Annotated in this window: 16 protein-coding genes; 6 read left to right on the forward strand and 10 right to left on the reverse strand. The window is 72.6% G+C overall.

The annotated features are described in order from the left end of the window. Nucleotides 1-12 precede the first annotated feature (12 nt). From IAG43_RS07665 to IAG43_RS07675, 3 genes are read right to left on the reverse strand one after another with little or no spacing between them, the layout of a single operon-like run. Complete coding sequence (locus tag IAG43_RS07665; RefSeq protein WP_187740004.1) at nucleotides 13-837, reverse strand: ABC transporter permease; 825 nt, start codon at nucleotides 835-837, stop codon at nucleotides 13-15. Then, nucleotides 834-1817, reverse strand: a complete 984-nt coding sequence (locus tag IAG43_RS07670) for an ABC transporter ATP-binding protein (protein ID WP_246574151.1) — start codon at nucleotides 1815-1817, stop codon at nucleotides 834-836. Before IAG43_RS07670 ends, IAG43_RS07665 begins: the two co-directional genes overlap by 4 nt. An 11-nt stretch (nucleotides 1818-1828) precedes the next feature. Beyond that, nucleotides 1829-3115 carry an NYN domain-containing protein gene (locus tag IAG43_RS07675; RefSeq protein WP_187744340.1) on the reverse strand — a complete coding sequence of 429 codons (1287 nt, stop codon included), beginning with the start codon at nucleotides 3113-3115 and terminating at the stop codon, nucleotides 1829-1831. Nucleotides 3116-3417: 302 nt separating this feature from the next. Here IAG43_RS07675 and IAG43_RS07680 point away from each other — a divergent pair, with 302 nt between their 5' ends. Further along, nucleotides 3418-3588 (forward strand): hypothetical protein, encoded by a 171-nt coding sequence (locus IAG43_RS07680; protein WP_187740005.1) that lies wholly within the window; start codon nucleotides 3418-3420, stop codon nucleotides 3586-3588. 131 nt (nucleotides 3589-3719) lie between these two features. Here the strand turns inward: IAG43_RS07680 and dnaE are convergent, their stop codons facing one another. Continuing rightward, nucleotides 3720-7262, reverse strand: a complete 3543-nt coding sequence (gene dnaE, locus IAG43_RS07685) for a DNA polymerase III subunit alpha (RefSeq protein ID WP_187740006.1) — start codon at nucleotides 7260-7262, stop codon at nucleotides 3720-3722. A gap of 204 nt (nucleotides 7263-7466) precedes the next feature. On the opposite strand from dnaE, the gene IAG43_RS07690 reads away from it, so the two are divergent. From IAG43_RS07690 to IAG43_RS07705, 4 genes are all read left to right on the forward strand, one after another. Next, entirely contained in the window at nucleotides 7467-8825 is a 1359-nt protein-coding gene (locus IAG43_RS07690) for a DUF2252 domain-containing protein (RefSeq protein WP_187740007.1), read from the forward strand. Nucleotides 8826-8862: 37 nt separating this feature from the next. Then, nucleotides 8863-9546 (forward strand): hypothetical protein, encoded by a 684-nt coding sequence (locus IAG43_RS07695; RefSeq protein ID WP_187740008.1) that lies wholly within the window; start codon nucleotides 8863-8865, stop codon nucleotides 9544-9546. Between the two features lie 69 nt (nucleotides 9547-9615). Continuing rightward, entirely contained in the window at nucleotides 9616-10431 is an 816-nt protein-coding gene (locus tag IAG43_RS07700; protein WP_187740009.1) for a DsbA family protein, read from the forward strand. Between the two features lie 120 nt (nucleotides 10432-10551). Continuing rightward, nucleotides 10552-12195 (forward strand): alkaline phosphatase D family protein, encoded by a 1644-nt coding sequence (locus tag IAG43_RS07705; protein WP_187740010.1) that lies wholly within the window; start codon nucleotides 10552-10554, stop codon nucleotides 12193-12195. Nucleotides 12196-12426: 231 nt separating this feature from the next. On the opposite strand, the gene IAG43_RS07710 is transcribed toward IAG43_RS07705, so the two are convergent. After that, entirely contained in the window at nucleotides 12427-13005 is a 579-nt protein-coding gene (locus tag IAG43_RS07710) for a dienelactone hydrolase family protein (RefSeq protein ID WP_187740011.1), read from the reverse strand. A 108-nt stretch (nucleotides 13006-13113) separates the two neighbouring features. On the opposite strand from IAG43_RS07710, the gene IAG43_RS07715 reads away from it, so the two are divergent. Then, nucleotides 13114-14283, forward strand: a complete 1170-nt coding sequence (locus tag IAG43_RS07715) for a mechanosensitive ion channel family protein (protein WP_187740012.1) — start codon at nucleotides 13114-13116, stop codon at nucleotides 14281-14283. Between the two features lie 56 nt (nucleotides 14284-14339). On the opposite strand, the gene IAG43_RS07720 is transcribed toward IAG43_RS07715, so the two are convergent. The 5 genes from IAG43_RS07720 to IAG43_RS07740 all read right to left on the reverse strand — a co-directional run bounded on the left by IAG43_RS07720 (nucleotide 14340) and on the right by IAG43_RS07740 (nucleotide 19270). After that, nucleotides 14340-15926, reverse strand: a complete 1587-nt coding sequence (locus IAG43_RS07720) for a Na+/H+ antiporter (protein ID WP_187740013.1) — start codon at nucleotides 15924-15926, stop codon at nucleotides 14340-14342. A gap of 244 nt (nucleotides 15927-16170) precedes the next feature. Beyond that, nucleotides 16171-16653, reverse strand: a complete 483-nt coding sequence (locus IAG43_RS07725; protein ID WP_187740014.1) for a GNAT family N-acetyltransferase — start codon at nucleotides 16651-16653, stop codon at nucleotides 16171-16173. Continuing rightward, complete coding sequence (locus tag IAG43_RS07730) at nucleotides 16650-17591, reverse strand: RluA family pseudouridine synthase (protein ID WP_187740015.1); 942 nt, start codon at nucleotides 17589-17591, stop codon at nucleotides 16650-16652. The genes IAG43_RS07725 and IAG43_RS07730 overlap by 4 nt, the downstream gene beginning before the upstream one ends. Nucleotides 17592-17608: 17 nt before the next feature. Next, the gene (gene lspA / locus IAG43_RS07735) at nucleotides 17609-18169 is read right to left on the reverse strand and encodes a signal peptidase II (RefSeq protein ID WP_187740016.1); all 561 of its coding nucleotides are present in this window, start codon (nucleotides 18167-18169) and stop codon (nucleotides 17609-17611) included. A gap of 249 nt (nucleotides 18170-18418) precedes the next feature. Then, nucleotides 18419-19270, reverse strand: a complete 852-nt coding sequence (locus IAG43_RS07740; protein ID WP_187740017.1) for a TraR/DksA family transcriptional regulator — start codon at nucleotides 19268-19270, stop codon at nucleotides 18419-18421. Between the last annotated feature and the right edge of the window lie 376 nt (nucleotides 19271-19646).

Consider the following 19646-nt stretch of genomic DNA (forward strand, 5'->3'; position numbering starts at 1 on the left):
CGGGGCGATGCCTCACCGGACCGCTGCCCGCCGGTAGGCCCAGGTCGCCACGGCCAGGGACACCACGCCGACACCCGCGCAGACGGCGAGGTCGAGGGCGACGGCCGGCCAGTCGGGGCGGGCGTCGAAGGTCCGGGCCATGGCCTCGACGCCGTAGGTCGACGGCAGCAGGTCGCGGGCCCAGGCAATGGGGCCGGGCATGCGCTCGGCGGGCAGCACCCCGAGGAGCAGCGCGGCCGACATGCCCAGCTGCCCGAGGAGGGTGGCGAGTTCCTGACGCGGGGCGAGGAGCCCGAGAGCCGCGCCCAGACCGGCCAGGGCCGCCCCGGCGAGGGGGATCACGGCGGCCAGGATCCACAGATGGGTCAGCGGGAGGCCGAACAGGACCGATCCCGCCACCGCGGTGACGATCGTGCCCGGGACGGTGAAGGAGGCGTAGGCGCCGGCCGCGCCGAGGACGACGGCGGCGGGCGGCACGGGCAGGGTGGCGTAGTGGTCGAGGCCGCCCTGCGCACGCAGCTGCCCGAAGTACTGGGCGAGCAGGTTCAGCGCGACGAAGGCGACGACGAGCACGCTGGCGCCCGCGACGACCGCGCGGGCCTCCGAGCCGCCGTCGACGACCCCGCGCATCAGCACCATGATGCCGACGGACTGGAAGGTGGCGACGAACAGGAGGGGGATGCGGGCGACCCGTGCCCGGGACAGCTGCGCCCGGTAGACGGCCCCGAGCGCGGGCAGCAGCCGGGCGGCCGGGGCCAGCGGCGCGGGGGTGGTCCCCTGCGCCGTTCCCTGCCGTGCGGTCGTCGTCCCGGTGGACTCAGCGGACACCGTGCTCACGCCTTGACCAGCCCCTTCGTCGCGTTTCCGCCGAGTGCCAAGTACACGTCCTCCAGGCTGGGGGTGGCCAGGGTGAAGTCGTCGAGGGCCGCGAAGGCCGCTCCCCCGGTCACCGCGGCGACGGCCGCCCGCGCCTCCTCGGGCGCCAGCCGCAGCGTCCAGCGCCTGCCGGACTCCTGCGCGGCGTCGCGGAGCGCGGCGACCTCGGGCACGTCGAGCGGGGCGCGCTCGCGCCACACCAGCTCGACGCGGACCTCTCCGGCGACCCGCTCCTTCAGCCCGGAGGGGCTGTCGCAGGCGATGACGCGGCCCCGGTCGAGGACGGCCACCCGGTCGAGGACGGACTCGGCCTCGATGACGTTGTGGGTGACGAGCAGGACCGTCGCGCCGTGCTCCTCGCGGCGGCGGTCGACCGCCGCCCACACGGCGCGGCGGGCGACGGGGTCCATGCCGGTGGTCGGCTCGTCCAGGACGAGCACCGGGCGGTGTCCGACGAGCGCGGCGGCGAAGCAGGCGAGGCGCCGCTGGCCGCCGGAGAGGCGGCGGATGGGGCGCGAGGCGAGGTCGGCGAGCCCGAGCTCGTCGAGGACGGCGTCCCGCTCCTCGCGGGCCCGGCCCGTGCTCAGGCCGCGCAGCCGGCCGGTCGTCTCGGCGGCCAGGGACACGGTCATCTCGTCGAGGGCGGTGGACTCCTGCCCGAGGTAGCCGATCAGCCGCGCGGCGCGCTCGGGGTGGCGCACGAGATCGTGCCCGAGGAGTTCGACGGTGCCGGAGTCGGGGCGCATCAGCCCGGTGAGCTGACGCACCAGGGTGGACTTGCCCGCGCCGTTGGGGCCGAGCAGCCCGAAGATCTCGCCGTGCCCGACCTCGAGGCTGATCCCGTCGGTGGCCCGCACCTCGGGTGTCCCCGGCGTACCCCTTCGTCCCCGTGCGGCCGGGTACGTCTTCACCAGATCCCGCACCACGCACACCGTACTCACGAGGTACGAGACTACGGGGTCCGCCCGCTCCGGATGCCCTCGGGCCCCGGCTGGTCCGCCGCGGCGGGGTGCTCGGCGGCCGTGCGGACGTCGATCTCGCGCCAGAATCCCGCGCGGATCGCGTACCGGTCGTGCTCGTCGATCTGGTCGTCCTTGTGGGCGAGGAGGCCGAACCGGGCGGCGTAGCGCAGCAGTTCCCCGTCGATGCGGTGCGGGATGCGCGGGTACATGGTGGACAGCTTCTGCACGTGGCCGCTCTCCGGCAGCCGCGCCATCCACCGCCGGGCGAACACCTGTCCCACCTCGAAGGGGTCGCCGCCGACGGTGGTGATGTCCTCCTCCCGGTCCGCCCAGCGCTGCTCGGCGCTGGTGAGCTGGGCGAGGGTGGGCAGCGACGCGCTCTCCGGCGGTTCCCCGAGGGCCCCGCCGGACCGCTCGATCCAGCCCCGGTCGGAGGACCAGCGGAGCGTGGCGCCCGCCGGGGGGTGGGGCGGCGCGGGGTGCTGGCCGTGGGAGCGGAGCGAGGCGAGGTCCTTGGGCGTGGGCACCCCCTTGGCGGCGGGTGCCGGGGCGGCCCGGTCGTCGTCGGCGGCGGGTGCCGGCGGGGCGGCGCCGTTGGCCTGAGCCGCCTGGGCGCGCTGCCCGGCGGCGGAGGCGTGCGCGGACTCGGGGAGCGGGGCGGAGAGGATCGCGGCGATGTCGGGGCGGGTGGCGGGCTGCGGGGCGCAGCCGCCGGCGAAGTCCCTGGCGCGGACGGCGCGGGTGATCCAGGCGCGGTCGAGGACACGGCGTTCGTCGGCCTCGGCCACCAGGTCCTCGGACTGGTTGTAGTCGCCGTCGGCGGCCTGGACGGCCCAGAGGTGGACGGCGACGCCGTGCTCCTTGGCGGACATCAGCCCGGGGAGCAGGTCGCCGTCACCGGTGACGAGGACGACGTCGGAACAGGCGCGATTTCTGGCCAGTTCGGTGAGTTCGGCGTGCATGGCCGCGTCGACGCCCTTCTGGGCCCAGCGGCCGTCGCTGCGGGTCAGGGCGCCGAGCCGGACGGTGACCCGGGGCATCACCCGCAGCCTGCGGTGTTCGGGCTGGGGCACCCGGTCGGGCGCCCCGTCGAACCAGTAGATGCGCAGCAGGGGCCGGCCGGTGTCGGCCTCGGCGAGTTCACGCAGGCCCTGGATGAGGGAGGCGTGGTCGACGGTGATCCGTGAGCGCGAGGGTTCTCCCGCGAGAAGGCTCGCGGCGGCACCCAGCAGGTAACCGGCGTCCACCAGGACGACGCAGCGGTCCACGCGTTCCACCCTCTTTCGGGACTTCGTCAAGAACACCTCCGGGGGCCTCGGCGGTGGTCCGGGAACCTCCCATGCTCCGGGGGAACGCGGGTCGGCAGAGGTCCGGATCGGGGATTGTTCCGGGTTTCCCTCGAGTCTGCCCGACCACGGGTGGGTTAACGGCCGGAACTCGATCATCGGCGTGGCGGATCCGGCGCGATGACCTTCGTGTTCGCCGACTACCGTCCGCAATGATCCAAAATGCGCAGGAAATACGCATATGTGAGTCTGGTCCCGGCCCTGGCCCCTAGACCCTCACAGGAGGCAGCACCATGGCCAAGAACAAGAACCGCGAACGCAGTCAGAAGGCGTCCCCGGCCGAGCGCGGACGCCAGGAGGCCCAGAAGTCGTCGATGGAGGCGCAGGCCGAGCAGCGCATGTCGCAGGTCACGCCCTCGGACATCGCGCACAAGGGCCGGCAGAAGCGCTTCGGCCACAACTGAGGCCCGACGACAGACCTGATCAGCAGAAGGGGCGCGCCCGTCACGACGGGCGCGCCCCTTCTGCCGTGCGGCGGGCTTCGGCCGCTCCCTGCCCCGCCCGGCCGGGCGGGGCAGGGGTCGGGGCAGGGAGGTCAGCCGGCGAGGCAGGACGGTCCGAGCAGCACCTTGAGGTCGCCGAAGAGGGCCGGGTCCGGCTGGACGCGGTGCCGGTCGAGCCGGAGCACGGTCGTCTTGCGGGGACCCTGGAGCTTGATCCGCACCTCGGTGTTGCCCTTGTGATGGCTGAGGATCTCGCCGAGGCGGCTGACCATGGGCGGAGTGACCTTGACCGTCGGGATGGTGACCACGACCGGGGCGTTGGTCCCCGCCGACGACAGGTCCGGGACCATCAGCTCCATGGCGACCAGCCGCGGCACGTCCTCCCGCTTGTCGAGGCGGCCCTTGACGAAGACCACGGTGTCCTCGACGAGCTGGGTGGAGACGAGCTGGTACGTCGCCGGGAAGAACATGCACTCGATGGAACCCGCGAGGTCCTCGACCGTGGCGATTGCCCAGGCGTTGCCCTGCTTGGTCATCTTGCGCTGGAGCCCGGAGATGATGCCGCCGATGGTCACGACCGCACCGTCGGCGTGCTCACCGCCGGTGAGCTGGGAGATCGCGGCGTCCGTCTTGTCGGACAGGACGTGCTCGATGCCGAAGAGCGGGTGGTCGGAGACGTAGAGGCCGAGCATCTCCCGCTCCTGCGCGAGGAGGTAGGACTTCTCCCACTCGACGTCGGAGAACTCCACGTCGAGGCCGAAGCCCGGCTCGCTGGTCTCCTCCTCGCCCATCCCGCCGAAGAGGTCGAACTGCCCTTCCGCCTCCTTGCGCTTGACCGCCACCACGTTGTCGATCATCGGCTCGTGGTGGGCGACCAGCCCCTTGCGGGTGTGGCCCATCTCGTCGAAGGCGCCGGCCTTGATCAGAGACTCGACGGTGCGCTTGTTGCAGACGACGGCCTCGACCTTGTCGAGGAAGTCGGGGAAGGAGCTGTACTTCCCCTTCGCCTTGCGCGTGCGGATGATCGACTCGACGACGTTGGTGCCGACGTTGCGGACGGCGGTGAGGCCGAAGAGGATCACGTCGTCGCCCTGGGCGGCGAAGTTCGACATGGACTCGTTGACGTTGGGCGGCAGGACCTTGATGCCCATGCGGCGGCACTCGTTCAGGTAGACGGCCGACTTGTCCTTGTCGTCCTTGACCGAGGTGAGCAGCGCGGCCATGTACTCGGCCGGGTGGTTGGCCTTGAGATAGGCCGTCCAGTACGTGACCAGGCCGTACGCGGACGAGTGCGCCTTGTTGAAGGCGTAGCCGGCGAAGGGGACCAGTACGTCCCACAGGGCCTGGATGGCCTCGTCGCTGTAGCCGCGGCCGCGGGCTCCCTCCTGGAAGATGGTGAAGTTCTTCGCCAGCTCCTCGGGCTTCTTCTTGCCCATCACGCGGCGCAGGATGTCGGCCTCGCCGAGCGAGTACCCGGCGATGATCTGGGCGGCCTTCTGCACCTGCTCCTGGTAGACGATCAGGCCGTAGGTGATGTCGAGGACCTCCCGGAGCGGCTCCTCCAGCTCCGGGTGGATGGGCGTGATCTCCTGCTGCTTGTTCTTGCGCAGCGCGTAGTTCGTGTGGGAGTTCATTCCCATCGGGCCGGGCCGGTACAGGGCCGACACGGCGGAGATGTCCTCGAAGTTGTCGGGCTTCATCAGCCGCAGGAGGGACCGCATGGGCCCGCCGTCGAACTGGAAGACGCCGAGGGTGTCGCCGCGCTGGAGGAGTTCGAAGGTCTTGGGGTCGTCCAGCGGCAGGGCGAGCATCTCCAGGTCGACGCCCTTGTTGGACTTCACCATCTTGATGGCGTCGTCCATGATCGTCAGGTTGCGCAGGCCGAGGAAGTCCATCTTGATCAGGCCGAGGGACTCGCACTGCGGGTAGTCCCACTGCGTGATGGTGACGCCGTCGGTGTGCCGCACCCAGATCGGGGCGTGGTCGACGATGGGTTCGCTGGACATGATCACGCCGGCCGCGTGCACGCCCATCTGCCGGACCAGGCCCTCGACGCCCTTGGCGGTGTCGATCACCTTCTTGACGTCCGGCTCGTTCTCGTACATCGCCCGGATCTCGCCCGCCTCGCTGTACCGCGGGTGGGACGGGTCGGTGATGCCGTTGAGGTCGATGCCCTTGCCGAGGACGTCGGCGGGCATCGCCTTGGTGAGGCGGTCGCCCATGGCGTACGGGTAGCCGAGAACGCGCGCCGAGTCCTTGATGGCGTTCTTCGCCTTGATCTTGCCGTACGTGCCGATCATGGCGACCTTGTCGGCGCCGTACTTCTCCGTGACGTACCGGATCACCTCGACGCGCCTGCGCTCGTCGAAGTCGATGTCGACATCGGGCATGGACACGCGCTCGGGGTTGAGGAACCGCTCGAAGATCAGGCCGTGCTCGATCGGGTCGAGGTCGGTGATGCCCATGGCGTAGGCGACGATCGAGCCGGCGGCCGAGCCTCGTCCGGGGCCGACGGCGATGCCGTTGTTCTTCGCCCACATGATGAAGTCGGCGACGACGAGGAAGTAGCCCGGGAACCCCATCTGGATGATGACGTCCATCTCGTACTCGGCCTGCTTCTGCCGGTCGTCGGGCACGCCCCCCGGGTAGCGGCGGGCCATGCCGCGCCGCACCTCCTCCTTGAACCAGGTGGTGTTGGTGTGGCCCTCCTCCGGGATGTCGAACCGCGGCATGAGGTCGCGCTGCACGAACATGCCCTCGGTGTCGATCTGCTCGGCCACCAGCAGGGTGTTGGCGCAGCCCTCCTGCCAGGCGTCCGAGGAGTCGATGGCGTACATCTCGTCGGTCGACTTGAGGTAGTAGCCGGTACCGTCGAAGCGGAAGCGGTCCGGGTCGGAGAGGTTCTTGCCGGTCTGGATGCACAGCAGCGCGTCGTGGGCGGTGGCCTCGTGCGCGTAGGTGTAGTGCGAGTCGTTGGTGACCAGCGGGGGGATGCCGAGCTTCTTCCCGATCTCCAGGAGCCCGTCGCGGACCCGGCGCTCGATCTCGATGCCGTGGTCCATCAGCTCCAGGAAGTACCGGTCCTTGCCGAAGATGTCCTGGTACTCGGAGGCCGACTTCAGGGCCTCGTCGAACTGCCCGAGGCGCAGCCTCGTCTGGAGTTCGCCGGAGGGACAGCCGGTGGAGGCGATCAGGCCCTCGGACCACTGGGCGATGGTCTCCTTGTCCATCCGCGGCCACTTCTGGAGCCAGCCCTCGGCGTAGGCGTCGGAGGAGAGCTTGAAGAGGTTGTGCAGTCCGGTGGAGTTCGCCGCCCAGATGGTCTTGTGGGTGTAGCCGCCGGAGCCGGAGACGTCGTCGCGCTTCTGGTGCGGCTGGCCCCACTGGATCTTGCGCTTGTTGCGCCGGGACTCGGGGGCGACGTACGCCTCGATGCCGATGATCGGGGTGACCCCTGCCTTCTTCGCGGAGTGGAAGAAGTCGTAGGCGCCGTGCAGGTTGCCGTGGTCGGACATGGCGATGTGCGTCATGCCCATCTCGTTGCACGCCTTGAACATGTCCCCCAGCCGCGCGGCACCGTCCAGCAGCGAGTACTGGGTGTGGACGTGCAGGTGCGTGAAGGGCGGCTTGGTCACGGCGGTGCGCCTCCGGAAGAACGGCGGTCGACGGCCCGAAGGCGGTCTGGGGGGTCAGCCAGGAAGTCTACGACGCCCGGCGGACACTCCGGGGGGCGACGCCGACTCCCGTCGGCGCGTCCCCGGGCGGGCACTCCCGCACCCCGCCGCGCGTTGGTACGGGACGGAAACGCACGTACGCCATGTACCAGGAGGCACCCCGCGATGCCGGTCCCGCAGCCCACCGCCGAGCAGCGCGGCGAGGAGATCCTCGCCGTGTTCGACACCGCCTTCGGCGAGCTCCTGGCCGCCGATCCGGCCGCCTTCCGGGTCAAGTTCCGCAAGATGGCCGCCTCCGCGTTCGCGTTCTACCGCGGGACGGCCTGCCTCTTCTACAGCGACCTGGAGGCCGAGCGGCACGGCGGGCCGTTCCTGGACGAGCGCACCGGCCGGGTGTGGATCCACGGCGATCTCCACGCCGAGAACTTCGGCACCTACATGGACGCCAACGGGCGTCTGATCTTCAACGTCAACGACTTCGACGAGGCGTACGTCGGCCCGTTCACCTGGGACCTGAAGCGGCTGGCCGCCTCGCTCGCCCTGATCGGCTACACCAAGGCCCTCTCCGACGAGCAGATCACGGAGCTGGTGCGGACCTTCGCCGCGGCCTACCGCGAGCGCATCCACGCCCTGGCGACGGGCGCGAAGACGGACGACCTGCCGCCGTTCACCCTGGACACGGCCGAGGGCCCGCTGCTCGGGGCGCTGCGCGCGGCACGGTCGCTGACCCGTTTCTCGCTGCTGGACTCGATGACCGAGATCCGCGACTACGAGCGCCGCTTCGCGGCCGGCGGCGGGGCGGTCGAGCTCGACGCCGCCATGCGGTACAAGGTGCTCGCGGCGTTCGACGGCTATCTGGAGACGCTGCCGGAGTCGAGCCTCACCCGCCCCGACTCGTACCGGGTGAAGGACGTGGTGGGCCGCCGGGGCATCGGCATCGGGTCGGCCGGCCTGCCGTCGTACAACATCCTCCTGGAGGGCAACAGCGACGCCCTGGAGAACGACGTCGTGATCTACATGAAGCAGGCGCAGACCCCGGCGGTGTCCCGGCACATCACCGACGAGGCGATCCGCGGCTACTTCCGGCACGAGGGCCACCGCACGGTGATCTCCCAGCGCGCGCTCCAGGACCACGCCGACCCGTGGCTCGGCTGGACCGAGCTGGACGGCGCCGGCCAGCTCGTCGCCGAGGTCTCCCCGTACGCGGTGGACCTGGACTGGTCGGACCTCGACGACCCGGCCGAGATCGCGGCGGTCGTCGCGGACCTCGGGCGGGCGACGGCCACCATGCACGCGGCCGCGGACGACGAGAGCGGCCACTCCCTGGTGCCGTTCTCCACCGAGCGGGCCATCGACGCCGCGATCGCGGCCGACGAGGACGGATTCGGCGAGCTGCTGACCGGCTTCGCCCACGAGTACGGCGCCCGGGCCCGCCGTGACCACCAGATCTTCGTGGACCTCTTCCGCAACGGGCGGATCCCGGGCCTCCGGGCGCCCGGCGGGCCGGGGGCGGCGGCCGTTTAAGGAGTCCTTACAGCCCGGCATGACACACTCACCGGCGATGGACATATCAGGGACGCAGCTCAGGACGCTGCGGGCAGCGGTCTTCACGGCACTCGTCGTGACGCTGTCCGCCGCGTCCCACGTGCTGCTCTCGGGTGCCCCGCTGCCGCTGTCCACCGTCGCGCTGCTCGCCGCCGCCGTCTTCGGCGCCGCGTACGCCCTGTCGGGCGCGGAGCGCGGCTTCTGGCGGATCGCGGCCCTGCTGGTGCCGCTGGAGCTGGCGGCGGACACGGTCTTCACCTTCGGGCAGCACACCTGCTACGGCGCCACCGGCGGCCCGGTCGCCGGATCGCTGCGCACCTTCGGCCTCGACGTGCTCTGCGGCGGCGGTCTGGGCACGGGGCTGCCGGGGGTCGCCGAGCCGTCGGCCGCCGCCGGGCTGCTGGCCTCCCCCGACCCGTCGGTGCCGTGGCTGCTGCTGGGCGCGCACGTCGCCGTCGGCCTCCTCGCCGCCGCGTGGCTGCGCCGGGGCGAGGCGGCGCTGGCGGCGATGCTGCGGGCCGCGGGCGCCCTCGCCTTCCGGCCGCTGCTGCTGGCGGTGTCCGCCGTGTGCGGCACAGCTCCCGCCCGGCGGCCCGCGGGCCGCGCCCGGTACCGCGACCCCCGCCCGGCCCGCGTCCGGCCGCTGGTGCACTCCGTGGGACGGAGAGGACCTCCGCGTCCGGTGGCGCTCTGCGCGTAGAGCGCACGCCCCCCTTCCGGAGCCAGTCCTTCCGCAGTCTTCCCACGTCCCCGTACGGAGTGATCGATCATGAGCAAGCGCAACAACCAGGCCAACAAGGCGGCCGCCCGCGAGCGGCTGCGCGAGGAGCGCGAGCGCCAGGCCAGGAAGGAGCGGACCCGCCGGCAGCTGATCGTGGCCGGCAGCGGCGTCCTGGTCCTCGCCGTGGCCGGCGGTGTCGGCTACGGCATCATGCAGGCCAACAAGCCCTCCCACTGGGAGTCCGCGGCGGACGCGAAGAACATCACCGCCCCGAAGAACACCTCGGGCGAGAACGGCACCACGGTCGTGATCGGCAAGGCCGACGCGAAGAAGACCCTGGAGCTGTACGAGGACTCCCGCTGCCCGGTCTGCGCCGTGTTCGAGCAGGAGGTCGGCGCGTCGGTGGACAAGGGCGTCGAGGACGGCTCGTACAAGGTCGCCTACATCGGCGCCACCTTCATCGACGACGCCGCCGGCGGCGAGGGCTCCAAGAACGCGCTCAGCGCACTGGGCGCGGCACTGGACGTGAGCCCCGAGGCGTTCACCGCCTACAAGACGGCCCTCTACTCCGAGAAGTGGCACCCCGAGGAGAACGAGGACTCCTTCGGCAAGGACTCCTACCTGCTGGAGGTCGCGGACACGGTGCCCGCCCTGAAGAACAACGCCGACTTCCGCAAGGACGTCGAGCAGGGCACCTTCGACGCCTGGGCGATGAAGATGTCGGAGAAGTTCGACGACAGCGGGGTGGGCGGCACCCCCACGCTGATGATGGACGGCAAGAAGGTGACCGCCGAGGGCAGCGACACCGCGCCCATGACGGCCGAGCAGTTCGACGCGGCGATCGCGAAGGCGCTGAAGGGCTGACCCCGCGCGGGACCCCCCGGGGGCCGTCCCGCGAACTCCCGGACGACACCGCACGAGGGGCGGGCGAACTTTCTCCGTTCGCCCGCCCATTCGACCTACCGATCAGTAGTCTGATCGGCCGTGACCAGTCGATTTTCCTCAACTCCCCGCCGCCGCACGGTCGTCAAGGCCGTCGCCGCAACCGCCGCCGCCGCGCCCGTCGCGCTGGCCCACGCCGTCCCGGCCACCGCCGCGGACCTGGCACCCGCCTTCCTCCACGGCGTCGCGTCGGGCGACCCGCTGCCCGACGGCGTCCTGCTGTGGACCCGGGTCACCCCCGGTCCCGGCGCCGTCCCGGGCTCCGGACTGGGCCCGGACACCCCGGTCCGGTGGGAAGTGGCCGAGGACAGGGACTTCACCCGGGTCGTCGCCCGGGGCGACGTCACCGCCCGCGCGGCGGCCGACCACACGGTCAAGGCCGACGTGCGCGGTCTGCGGCCCGCCACCGGCTACCACTTCCGCTTCAGCGCGGGCGGCGCCGTGTCCCCCACCGGGCGCACCCGCACCGCCCCGGCCGCGGGCGCCACGGTTCCCGGCATCCGCTTCGGCGTGGTGTCCTGCGCCAACTGGGAGGCCGGCTTCTTCTCCGCCTACCGGCACCTCGCCGCCCGCGCGGACCTGGACGCGGTCCTGCACCTCGGCGACTACATCTACGAGTACGCGGCCGGCGGCTACCCCGCCGGGGGCGGCGTCCGGGCGCACGAACCGCGGCACGAGATCGTCACCCTCGCCGACTACCGGACCCGGCACGCCACCTACAAGACGGACCCCGACCTCCAGGCGCTGCACGCCGCGCATCCGGTCGTCGCGATCTGGGACGACCACGAGATCGCGAACGACGCCTGGGCCGGCGGTGCCGAGAACCACACGCCCGGAGCGGAGGGCGACTGGGCGGCCCGCGCGGCCGCGGCCCGCCAGGCGTACTTCGAGTGGATGCCGGTCCGGGCCTCGACCGAGGGGACCGTCTACCGCCGGCTGCGCTTCGGCAGGCTGGCCGATCTGCACCTGCTGGACCTGCGCTCCTTCCGCTCCGAGCAGACCGGCATCGGGAACGGGGACGCCGACGACCCGGAGCGCACCATCACCGGGCGGGCGCAGCTGGACTGGCTGAAGGCCGGCCTCACCGGCTCGGACACCGCCTGGCGCCTGGTGGGGACCTCGGTGATGATCTCCCCGGTCGCCTTCGGCTCGCTGCCGGCCCACCTGCTGGGCCCGCTCGCAGAGTTGCTGGGCCTGCCCGAGGGGGGCCTGGCGGTCAACGTGGACCAGTGGGACGGCTACACCGACGACCGCCGGGAACTCCTCGCGCATCTCACCGCGGGCGGCATCCGCAACACCGTCTTCCTCACCGGCGACATCCACATGGCCTGGGCGAACGACGTCCCGGTGCGGGCCGCCACCTATCCGGTCTCGCAGTCGGCCGCGACGGAGTTCGTGGTCACCTCGGTGACCTCCGACAACCTGGACGACGTGCTGAACGTCGCGCCGGGCACGGTCTCGCTGGTCGCCCAGGCGGCGGTGCGGGCCGCCAACCGCCACGTGAAGTGGGTGGACATGGACGGCCACGGCTACGGCGTGCTCGACGTCACGCCGGAGCACGCGCAGATGGACTACTACACCCTCTCGGACAAGGCGAAGCCGGACTCGAGCGCCGCGTGGACCCGCTCGTACCGCACGCTGAGCGGCACCCAGAAGGTGGAGCGGGCGGACCGGCCGGTCCGCTGACCCGCCGCCGGGCCCGCCCCGCACCCGGCCGCGGGCCCGCCCGGCAGGGCCCGGCCACCCGCGGCGGGCGGGCCCGGCACGGTCCGCCGGGGCCGGGACGAGCGCGCCCCGCCCGGGGCCGTGACGAGCCCGCCCGACCCGGCCCGTGCCGGCGGTCCGGGACCCCGTGCATGACGGCGGTCCGGGACCCGGTGCGTGACAGCGGGTCGGGACCCGGTGCGTGACGGCGGGTCAGGACTCGTCGAGGGAGTCGAGGAAGGCGAGGGCGGTCCGCCAGGTCCGCTCCGCGGCGCCCTCGTCCCAGTCGTCCAGCCCCGGGTCGGTGTACAGGTGTCCGGCCCCCGCGTACCGGTGGATCTCCACGTCGGCGCCGGCCCGCTGCATCCCCAGGTACCAGGTGTTCAGCCAGTCGTCCGACTCGGAGGGGTCCGGGTCGGCGACGTGGAGCTGGACGGGCAGTCCGTCCGCGTGCGCGTCCTGGGGCAGGTCCGAGGTGCCGTGCAGGAGCAGCAGGCCGCGGGCCTTCTCGTCACCGAGGGCGAGGTTCTGCGCGATCGCGCCGCCGAGCGAGAAGCCGGCGTAGACCAGACCGTCCTCCGAGTACGGCGCCGCGGCGGCGACCGCCCGGCGCAGCAGCTCCTCGTGCCCGATCCGCTCCCTGATCTCCTGGCCCTCTTCACCGGAGTCGGCCGTTTGACCGTCGTACAGGTCGGGCACGCGCACTTCGTGCCCGGCGGCCCGCAACCGGTCGGCTGCGGCCCGCACCGCGGGACGCAGTCCGTAGCTGGAGTGGAGGAGGACGATGTTCATCCGGCCATCCTGCCAGGACCCCGTGCACGACCGCGGCTCCGGCCGCGCGGAGGCCGCCGGCGGCGGCGTCCCGCGCGCGGAGCCTTCTCGTCTTGGAGTCAGGGAGACATGGAGAACGTACTGCGCCCGCTGATCGTGGTCGGCGGCTCGGTGGTGCTGACGCTCGTCGTCGGCTGGGTCGTCGATCTGCTGCTGCGCCGTGCCGACGCACGCCACCCGGAGACACCGCTGTGGGGCATGCTCCGCGGCTGCCGGCTGCCCCTGCAGGTGGTGCTGCTCGGTGCGATGCTGCGCGCCTCCTACGGCGAGATCCGCCACTCGCTCGTGGCGGACTACCGCGCCGGGATAGGCCACGTCCTCTCGCTGGTGCTGATCGCGGCCAGCGCCTGGCTGATCATCCGCATCGCGTCGACGGCGGTGGAGGCGACCTACGCCCGCTACGCGTCCGTCACCAGGGACGCCGCCCGGGTCCGCCGGGTGCGCACCCAGGTGACGCTCATCATGAGGATCGTCACAGCCGTGGTGGCCGTGGTGGCGGTCGCCGCGATGCTGCTGACCTTCCCCGGCATGGAGAAGATCGGCACCTCGATGCTGGCCTCCGCGGGCATCATCGGCATCGTCGCCGGTGTCGCCGCCCAGTCCACGCTGGGCAACCTCTTCGCCGGCTTCCAGATCGCCTTCGGCGACATGGTGCGCATCGGGGACACGGTCGTCGTCGACGGCGAGTGGGGTGTGGTCGAGGAGGTCACCCTCACCTTCCTGGCCGTCCGCACCTGGGACGAGCGCCGGATCACGATGCCGGTGTCGTACTTCACCAGCAAGCCGTTCGAGAACTGGTCGCGCGGCGGCGCCCAGATGACCGGCACCGTCTACTTCCACCTGGACCACTCCGCCCCGCTGCCGCTGATGCGGGAGAAGCTGCGCGAGATCCTGGACGGCTGCGCCGCGTGGGACCGCCGCGACTGGAGCCTCGCGGTCACAGACACCACCCCGAGCACCATCCAGGTGCGGGCGGTCGTCACCGCGAAGGACGCCGACGACATCTGGACGGCCCGCTGCACCGTGCGCGAGCAGATGCTCGCCTGGCTGACCGAGAAGCACCCCTACGCGCTGCCGCGGGTGGTCACCTCCCGCGCGGCCGAACGCCCGGCCGCGCCCGCGGCGGGCCGTGTCGGCACGCCCCGCGCGTCCGAGGTGCACAGCAACAACTCGGAGGAGTACCTGCCCGCCGACGCCTCCGCGCCGAACGGCGACGCTCCCCGCACCGGACGCGGCTGACCCGCCCGCTGCCGGTCCGCCCGAGGACGGACCGGCGGGCGGCGGCGGGTGGTGGCTCAGCGCAGGCTGCGGACGTCGAGGTGGTGCAGCACCCGGTCGACGACCTCCGGATCGACGCCGGGCTCGCTGCGCGCCGAGAGCACCTCGTGACGGGCGGCCGACAGCATCTCCCGCTGGATGCGCCGCACGGTCGCGTACCGCTCGACGCGCTTGGCGAACCACTCCCTGCGCTCGTCGTCGACGATGTCCGGGCTGATCCTCGCCCCGATGTCGAAGGCGCCGCGCAGCAGCCGCTCGCCGGCCTCCTCGGGCAGCTCCTCCGTCTCCTCGATCTCCTTGAGCCGGCGCTTCGCCGCCTTGGCGGCGCGCAGCGCGAGACTCCGCTCCAGCTCCCGCTCGGCTCCCGTGTCGGCGCGCACGCCCAGCCGCTTCACCAGCCAGGGCAGGCTGATGCCCTGGCACACCAGCGTGACCATGATCACGGCGAAGGCGATGAAGACGATCTCCCCGCGCTTGGGGAAGTCGTCGCCCGCGTCCGTCGTGAGCGGGATCGCGAGGGCCAGGGCCACGGAGGCCACGCCCCGCATCCCCGCCCACCACAGCACGACCGTCTCCCGCCAGCTGGTCGGCACGTCCTCGTCGTAGTCCCGCTTGCGGTGGAGGCGCTTGGCGAGCCAGGCCGCGGGCAGCAGCCACAGCAGCCGTACGCCGACGACCACGGCGACCACCACGGCGCTCCAGCCGATCAGTTCACCGAGGCGGCCCTCCGCGGTGCCGAACACGTTGTGCAGTTCGAGGCCGATGAGGCCGAAGGCGATCCCGGTGATCAGCGTGTCCAGGATCTCCCAGAAGGTGTTCCCGGCCAGCCGGCCCATCACGTCGTCGGCGTCGGCGGTGTGCTCGGCGAGGTACAGGGCGCAGGTCAGGACCGCCAGCACGCCCGAGCCCAGGAGTTCCTCCGCGAGCACGTAGGCGGCGAAGGGCACCATCACGGTGAGGCCGGTCTGCAGGGTCGGGTCGCCGAGCAGGCCCATGACCTTGTTGGAGACCCAGCCCAGCGCGAGGCCGACGGCGACGGCGACGACGGCCGACAGCACCAGCTCCCCCGCGGCCCGCCCGACGGAGAACTCGCCGCTCACGGCCGCGGCGATCGCCACGTGGTAGAGCACGATGGCGGTGACGTCGTTGAACAGCCCCTCGCCCTCCATGATCGACACCAGCCGGCGGGGCAGCCCGAGCGACCCGGCGACGGCGGTGGCCGCGACCGGGTCGGGCGGCGCCACGAGTGCGCCGAGCGCGACGGCGGCGGCCACCGGAAGTCCGGGCACCACCGCGTGGGCGGCCGCGGCGACCGCCGCGGTGGTCACGAAGACGAGGGCGACCGCGAGCAGCAGGATCGGCCGGGCGTTGGCGGCGAACTGCCGCCAGGAGGTCCGCTGGACGGCCGCGTAGAGCAACGGGGGCAGCAGCAGCGGGAGGATCAGGTCGGGCGGCACCTCGATGTTCGGCACGAACGGGAGGAAGGCCAGCACGATGCCGGCGAGCGTCATCAGGACCGGCGGGGGCAGCCCCAGCCGGCGCCCCAGCGGCACGCTCACGACCGCTCCGAACAACAGCGCGAACAGCAGCGCCAGTTGGTCCACGGTGCGTCCTCCGGCGGCTCGGAACCTCGGCGATCGGGGTCCCAACCCTGCCACGGGGCCCGGCCGAACCCGGCGCGACGCCCCCGCGCCGCCCGCCGGAGCCACCCCGCGGTCTCCGCCGGCGGCGGGACCGCCCGCACCCCGGGCCGGGCCGGCGGGCGGGCCCCGGGCTCAGGGTCGCTCAGGCTCGGGGTCGCTCAGGCTCGGGGGCGCTCGGGCTCAGGCACCGCGCGGGCGCGCGGGCTCAGGTGTCGAGCGGGCGCCGCATCGACCGGTGCGGGATGCCGGCGTCCTGGTACTCCGCGCCGTACGCCACGTACCCGAGGCGCTCGTAGAAGCCCAGCGCGTGCGACTGCGCGTGCAGGTCCACGGCGGTGAGCCCGAGCCCGCGGGCCTCGTCCTCGATCGCGCGCACCAGCGCCACGCCGACGCCCAGACCACGGGCGGCACCGGTCACCGCGAGCCGGCCGAGCGAACCGACGGAGGGGTCGCCGCCGGTGCGGTCCGCGGCGTGCGGACCGTGCAGCAGCCGGCCGGTGCCCAGCGCCACCCCGTCGTCGCGCACGGCGAGGACGTGCACGGTGACGGCGTCCTCGGCGTCGAAGACGTCGTACTCGATGTCCTCGGGCACCTGCTGCTCGGCGACGAAGACGTCCTTGCGGACCGCGAAGCACGCCTCGCGGTCGGCAGGGCCGCCGGCGACCCGTACCCGCCAGCCGCCGCTCACGCGCTCTCCGCCGCGATCTTCTCCAGCGCCTGCTGGAGGTCGTCCGGGTAGTCGCTGGCGAACTCGACCCACTGTCCGTCGGCCGGGTGCTCGAAGCCGAGGCGCACCGCGTGCAGCCACTGCCTCGTCAGCCCGAGACGCTTGGCCATCGTCGGGTCGGCGCCGTAGGTGAGATCGCCCACGCACGGGTGCCGGTGGGCGGCCATGTGCACCCGGATCTGGTGGGTGCGGCCGGTCTCCAGCTTGATGTCGAGCAGCGAGGCCGCCCGGAACGCCTCGATGAGGTCGTAGTGGGTGACCGAGGGCTTGCCCTCGGCCGTGACCGCCCACTTGTAGTCGAGGTTCGGGTGGCGGCCGATGGGCGCGTCGATGGTGCCGCTCAGCGGGTCGGGGTGGCCCTGCACCAGCGCGTGGTAGCGCTTGTCGACCGTCCGCTCCCGGAACTGCTGCTTGAGCAGGGTGTACGCGCGCTCCGACTTGGCGACCACCATCAGTCCGGAGGTGCCGACGTCGAGCCGGTGGACGATGCCCTGGCGCTCGGCGGCACCCGACGTGGAGATCCGGTATCCCGCGGCGGCCAGACCGCCGATCACGGTCGTCCCGGTCCAGCCGGGGCTCGGGTGCGCGGCCACGCCGACCGGCTTGACGATCACCACGATGTCGTCGTCGTCGTGGACGATCTCCATGCCCTCGACGGGCTCCGCCACGATCTGCACGGGCGCGGGCGCCTGCGGCATCTCGACCTCGAGCCACGCGCCGCCGTGCACCCGCTCGGACTTCCCGACGACCGACCCGTCGACCTGCACCTTCCCGGCGGCGGCCAGCTCGGCCGCCTTGGTGCGGGAGAAACCGAACATCCGGGAGATGGCGGCGTCGACGCGCTCGCCCTCCAGGCCGTCGGGTACGGGCAGGGTGCGGATCTCGGGAAGGGTACTCACCCGTCGAGTATGCCTTGTCAGTCCTTGTGGACCGTCCCGTCGGGGTCCAGCCCCTTGAACGACAGCAGCACGATGAGGATGCCGCCGCAGACGATCGCCGAGTCGGCGAGGTTGAAGACCGCGAAGTGCGCCGGCGCGATGAAGTCGACCACGGCGCCCTCGAAGACGCCGGGCGACCGGAAGATGCGGTCGGTGAGGTTGCCGAGCGCCCCGCCCAGCAGCAGACCCAGCGCGATGGCCCACGGCAGGCTGTACAGCTTGCGGGCGAGCCGGATGATCACCACGATCACGGCGGCCGCGATGAAGGTGAAGATGATCGTGAAGGCCTCGCCCATGCCGAACGCGGCGCCCGGGTTGCGCACCGCCTCGAACCGGAGCAGGTCGCCGATGATCTCGATCGGCTCGTGGTGCTCCAGCTTCTCGACCACGATGATCTTGCTGATCAGGTCGAGCAGATAGGCCGCCACCGCGACCGTGAACAGCGCGAGGATCCGGCGCCTGCCCTTGGGCTGCTCGGCCGGCTCCGCCGTCTCGTCGTCACCATCCGGCGTACCGATGATGCGCTCCGCCTCTGTCACGTGAGTCCCTCAACCTAGGTGCCTGACAGCGGGCCGTCCGGCGGACCGGGCCGCTGCCGGGACGGGCCCGCGCGGTCCGGGCCCCGTGAGGCGCCGACGACGTGCCGCACCGCGCCCCGGCGTCCCGGGCGGCAGGGCCGCCGGGGGCGCGCCGGCGGCGCGGCGACGTGTCGTGCGGGCGTCACGGTCCGGCGAAACGCGGGCCGGACAGGGTCCCTGCGCACGAGGGTACGGCACACCCGTGCGGCATCAGCCCCGGCGTTCCTGCTTCTGCTTGCACTCGACGCAGAGCGTGGCGCGGGGGAACGCCTGCATCCGGGCCTTGCCGATCGGGTTTCCGCAGCTCTCGCAGAGTCCGTAGGTCCCGGCGTCCAGCCGTTCCAGGGCCCGCTCGGTCTGCTCCAGCATCTCGCGGGCGTTGGCGGCGAGGGCCATCTCGTGCTCGCGGGTGATGTTCTTGGTGCCGGTGTCCGCCTCGTCGTCGCCCGCGCCGTCTCCGGAGTCCCGCATGAGTCCGGCGAGCGCGCTCTCCGACGCGGTGATCTCGGCGGTCAGCCGGACCGCCTCGCCCTCCAGGCCGGTGCGGGCCTCGTCCACCTCGGCGGGGGTCCAGGGGTCCTCCCCCGGCCGCACCGCCAGCTCACCGGGTGGCGTCGCCGCCACCGCAGGGGCCGTGGGCCCACCTGCGGCGCTTCGGGCCGCGGTCTTCTTGGTTGCCACCGTCCTGGCTCCTGTCTGCGTCGAGGCCGCGTCCGCGGCCTGCTCCGTGGCCGCCGGAGCGGACCCGGCTGCGGTGCCCGCCGGGGCCTTCCCCGGCGCCGCCCTCTTCGCGGTCTTCTTCGCCGTCTTCTTCGCGGCCTTCTTCGCCGCGGCCTTCGCCGGCGCCTTCGCGGCCGCCGTCGTCTTCGCGGCGGCCTTCTTCGCGGTCTTGCCCGCGGTCTTCTTCGCCGTCTTCTTCGCGGTCTTCGCAGCCGTCTTCTTCGCCGGCGTCCCCTGCGCGGCCGTCGTCCCGGCGGCCTCGCCCGGGGGGTCGTCCGCCGGCGCGGGCGCGGCGGCGGAACGGGAGTGCGCCGATGTGTCGGCGGTCTTCTTCGCCACCATGGCCGCGGCCCCTTCACATATTGTGATCTTGCTCGCGAATCGTGCTGGGACGATAAATCGACACCAGCCCGGCGGCAACGGGGCACGCCGCCGGTCGGACCCGGTCACGGCTGCGGGATGCCGGGTCTGCATCCGTTGTGCCCAGCTGTCCGCCCCGTAATCCGCCCCCGGCGCGCGCGTGGGGCCCGGACGCCCCGGGTGCGGCATTCGGGGCAACCGCCCCCGCTCCGCCGGGGGCGGCGCCCGCCCCGCGGCGTGCCGGGAAAAGCGGTCCGCGACGGGGCCGCCGGGCCCTTACACTGGGCGCAGCGAAAGGCGTGGATGGGGACCAGTAGCGTCGTATGCGGCCATGAGCGACCCGGGGACGGTGAGAGCC

It is taken from the genome of Streptomyces genisteinicus (assembly GCF_014489615.1).
GTDB lineage: Bacteria > Actinomycetota > Actinomycetes > Streptomycetales > Streptomycetaceae > Streptomyces > Streptomyces genisteinicus.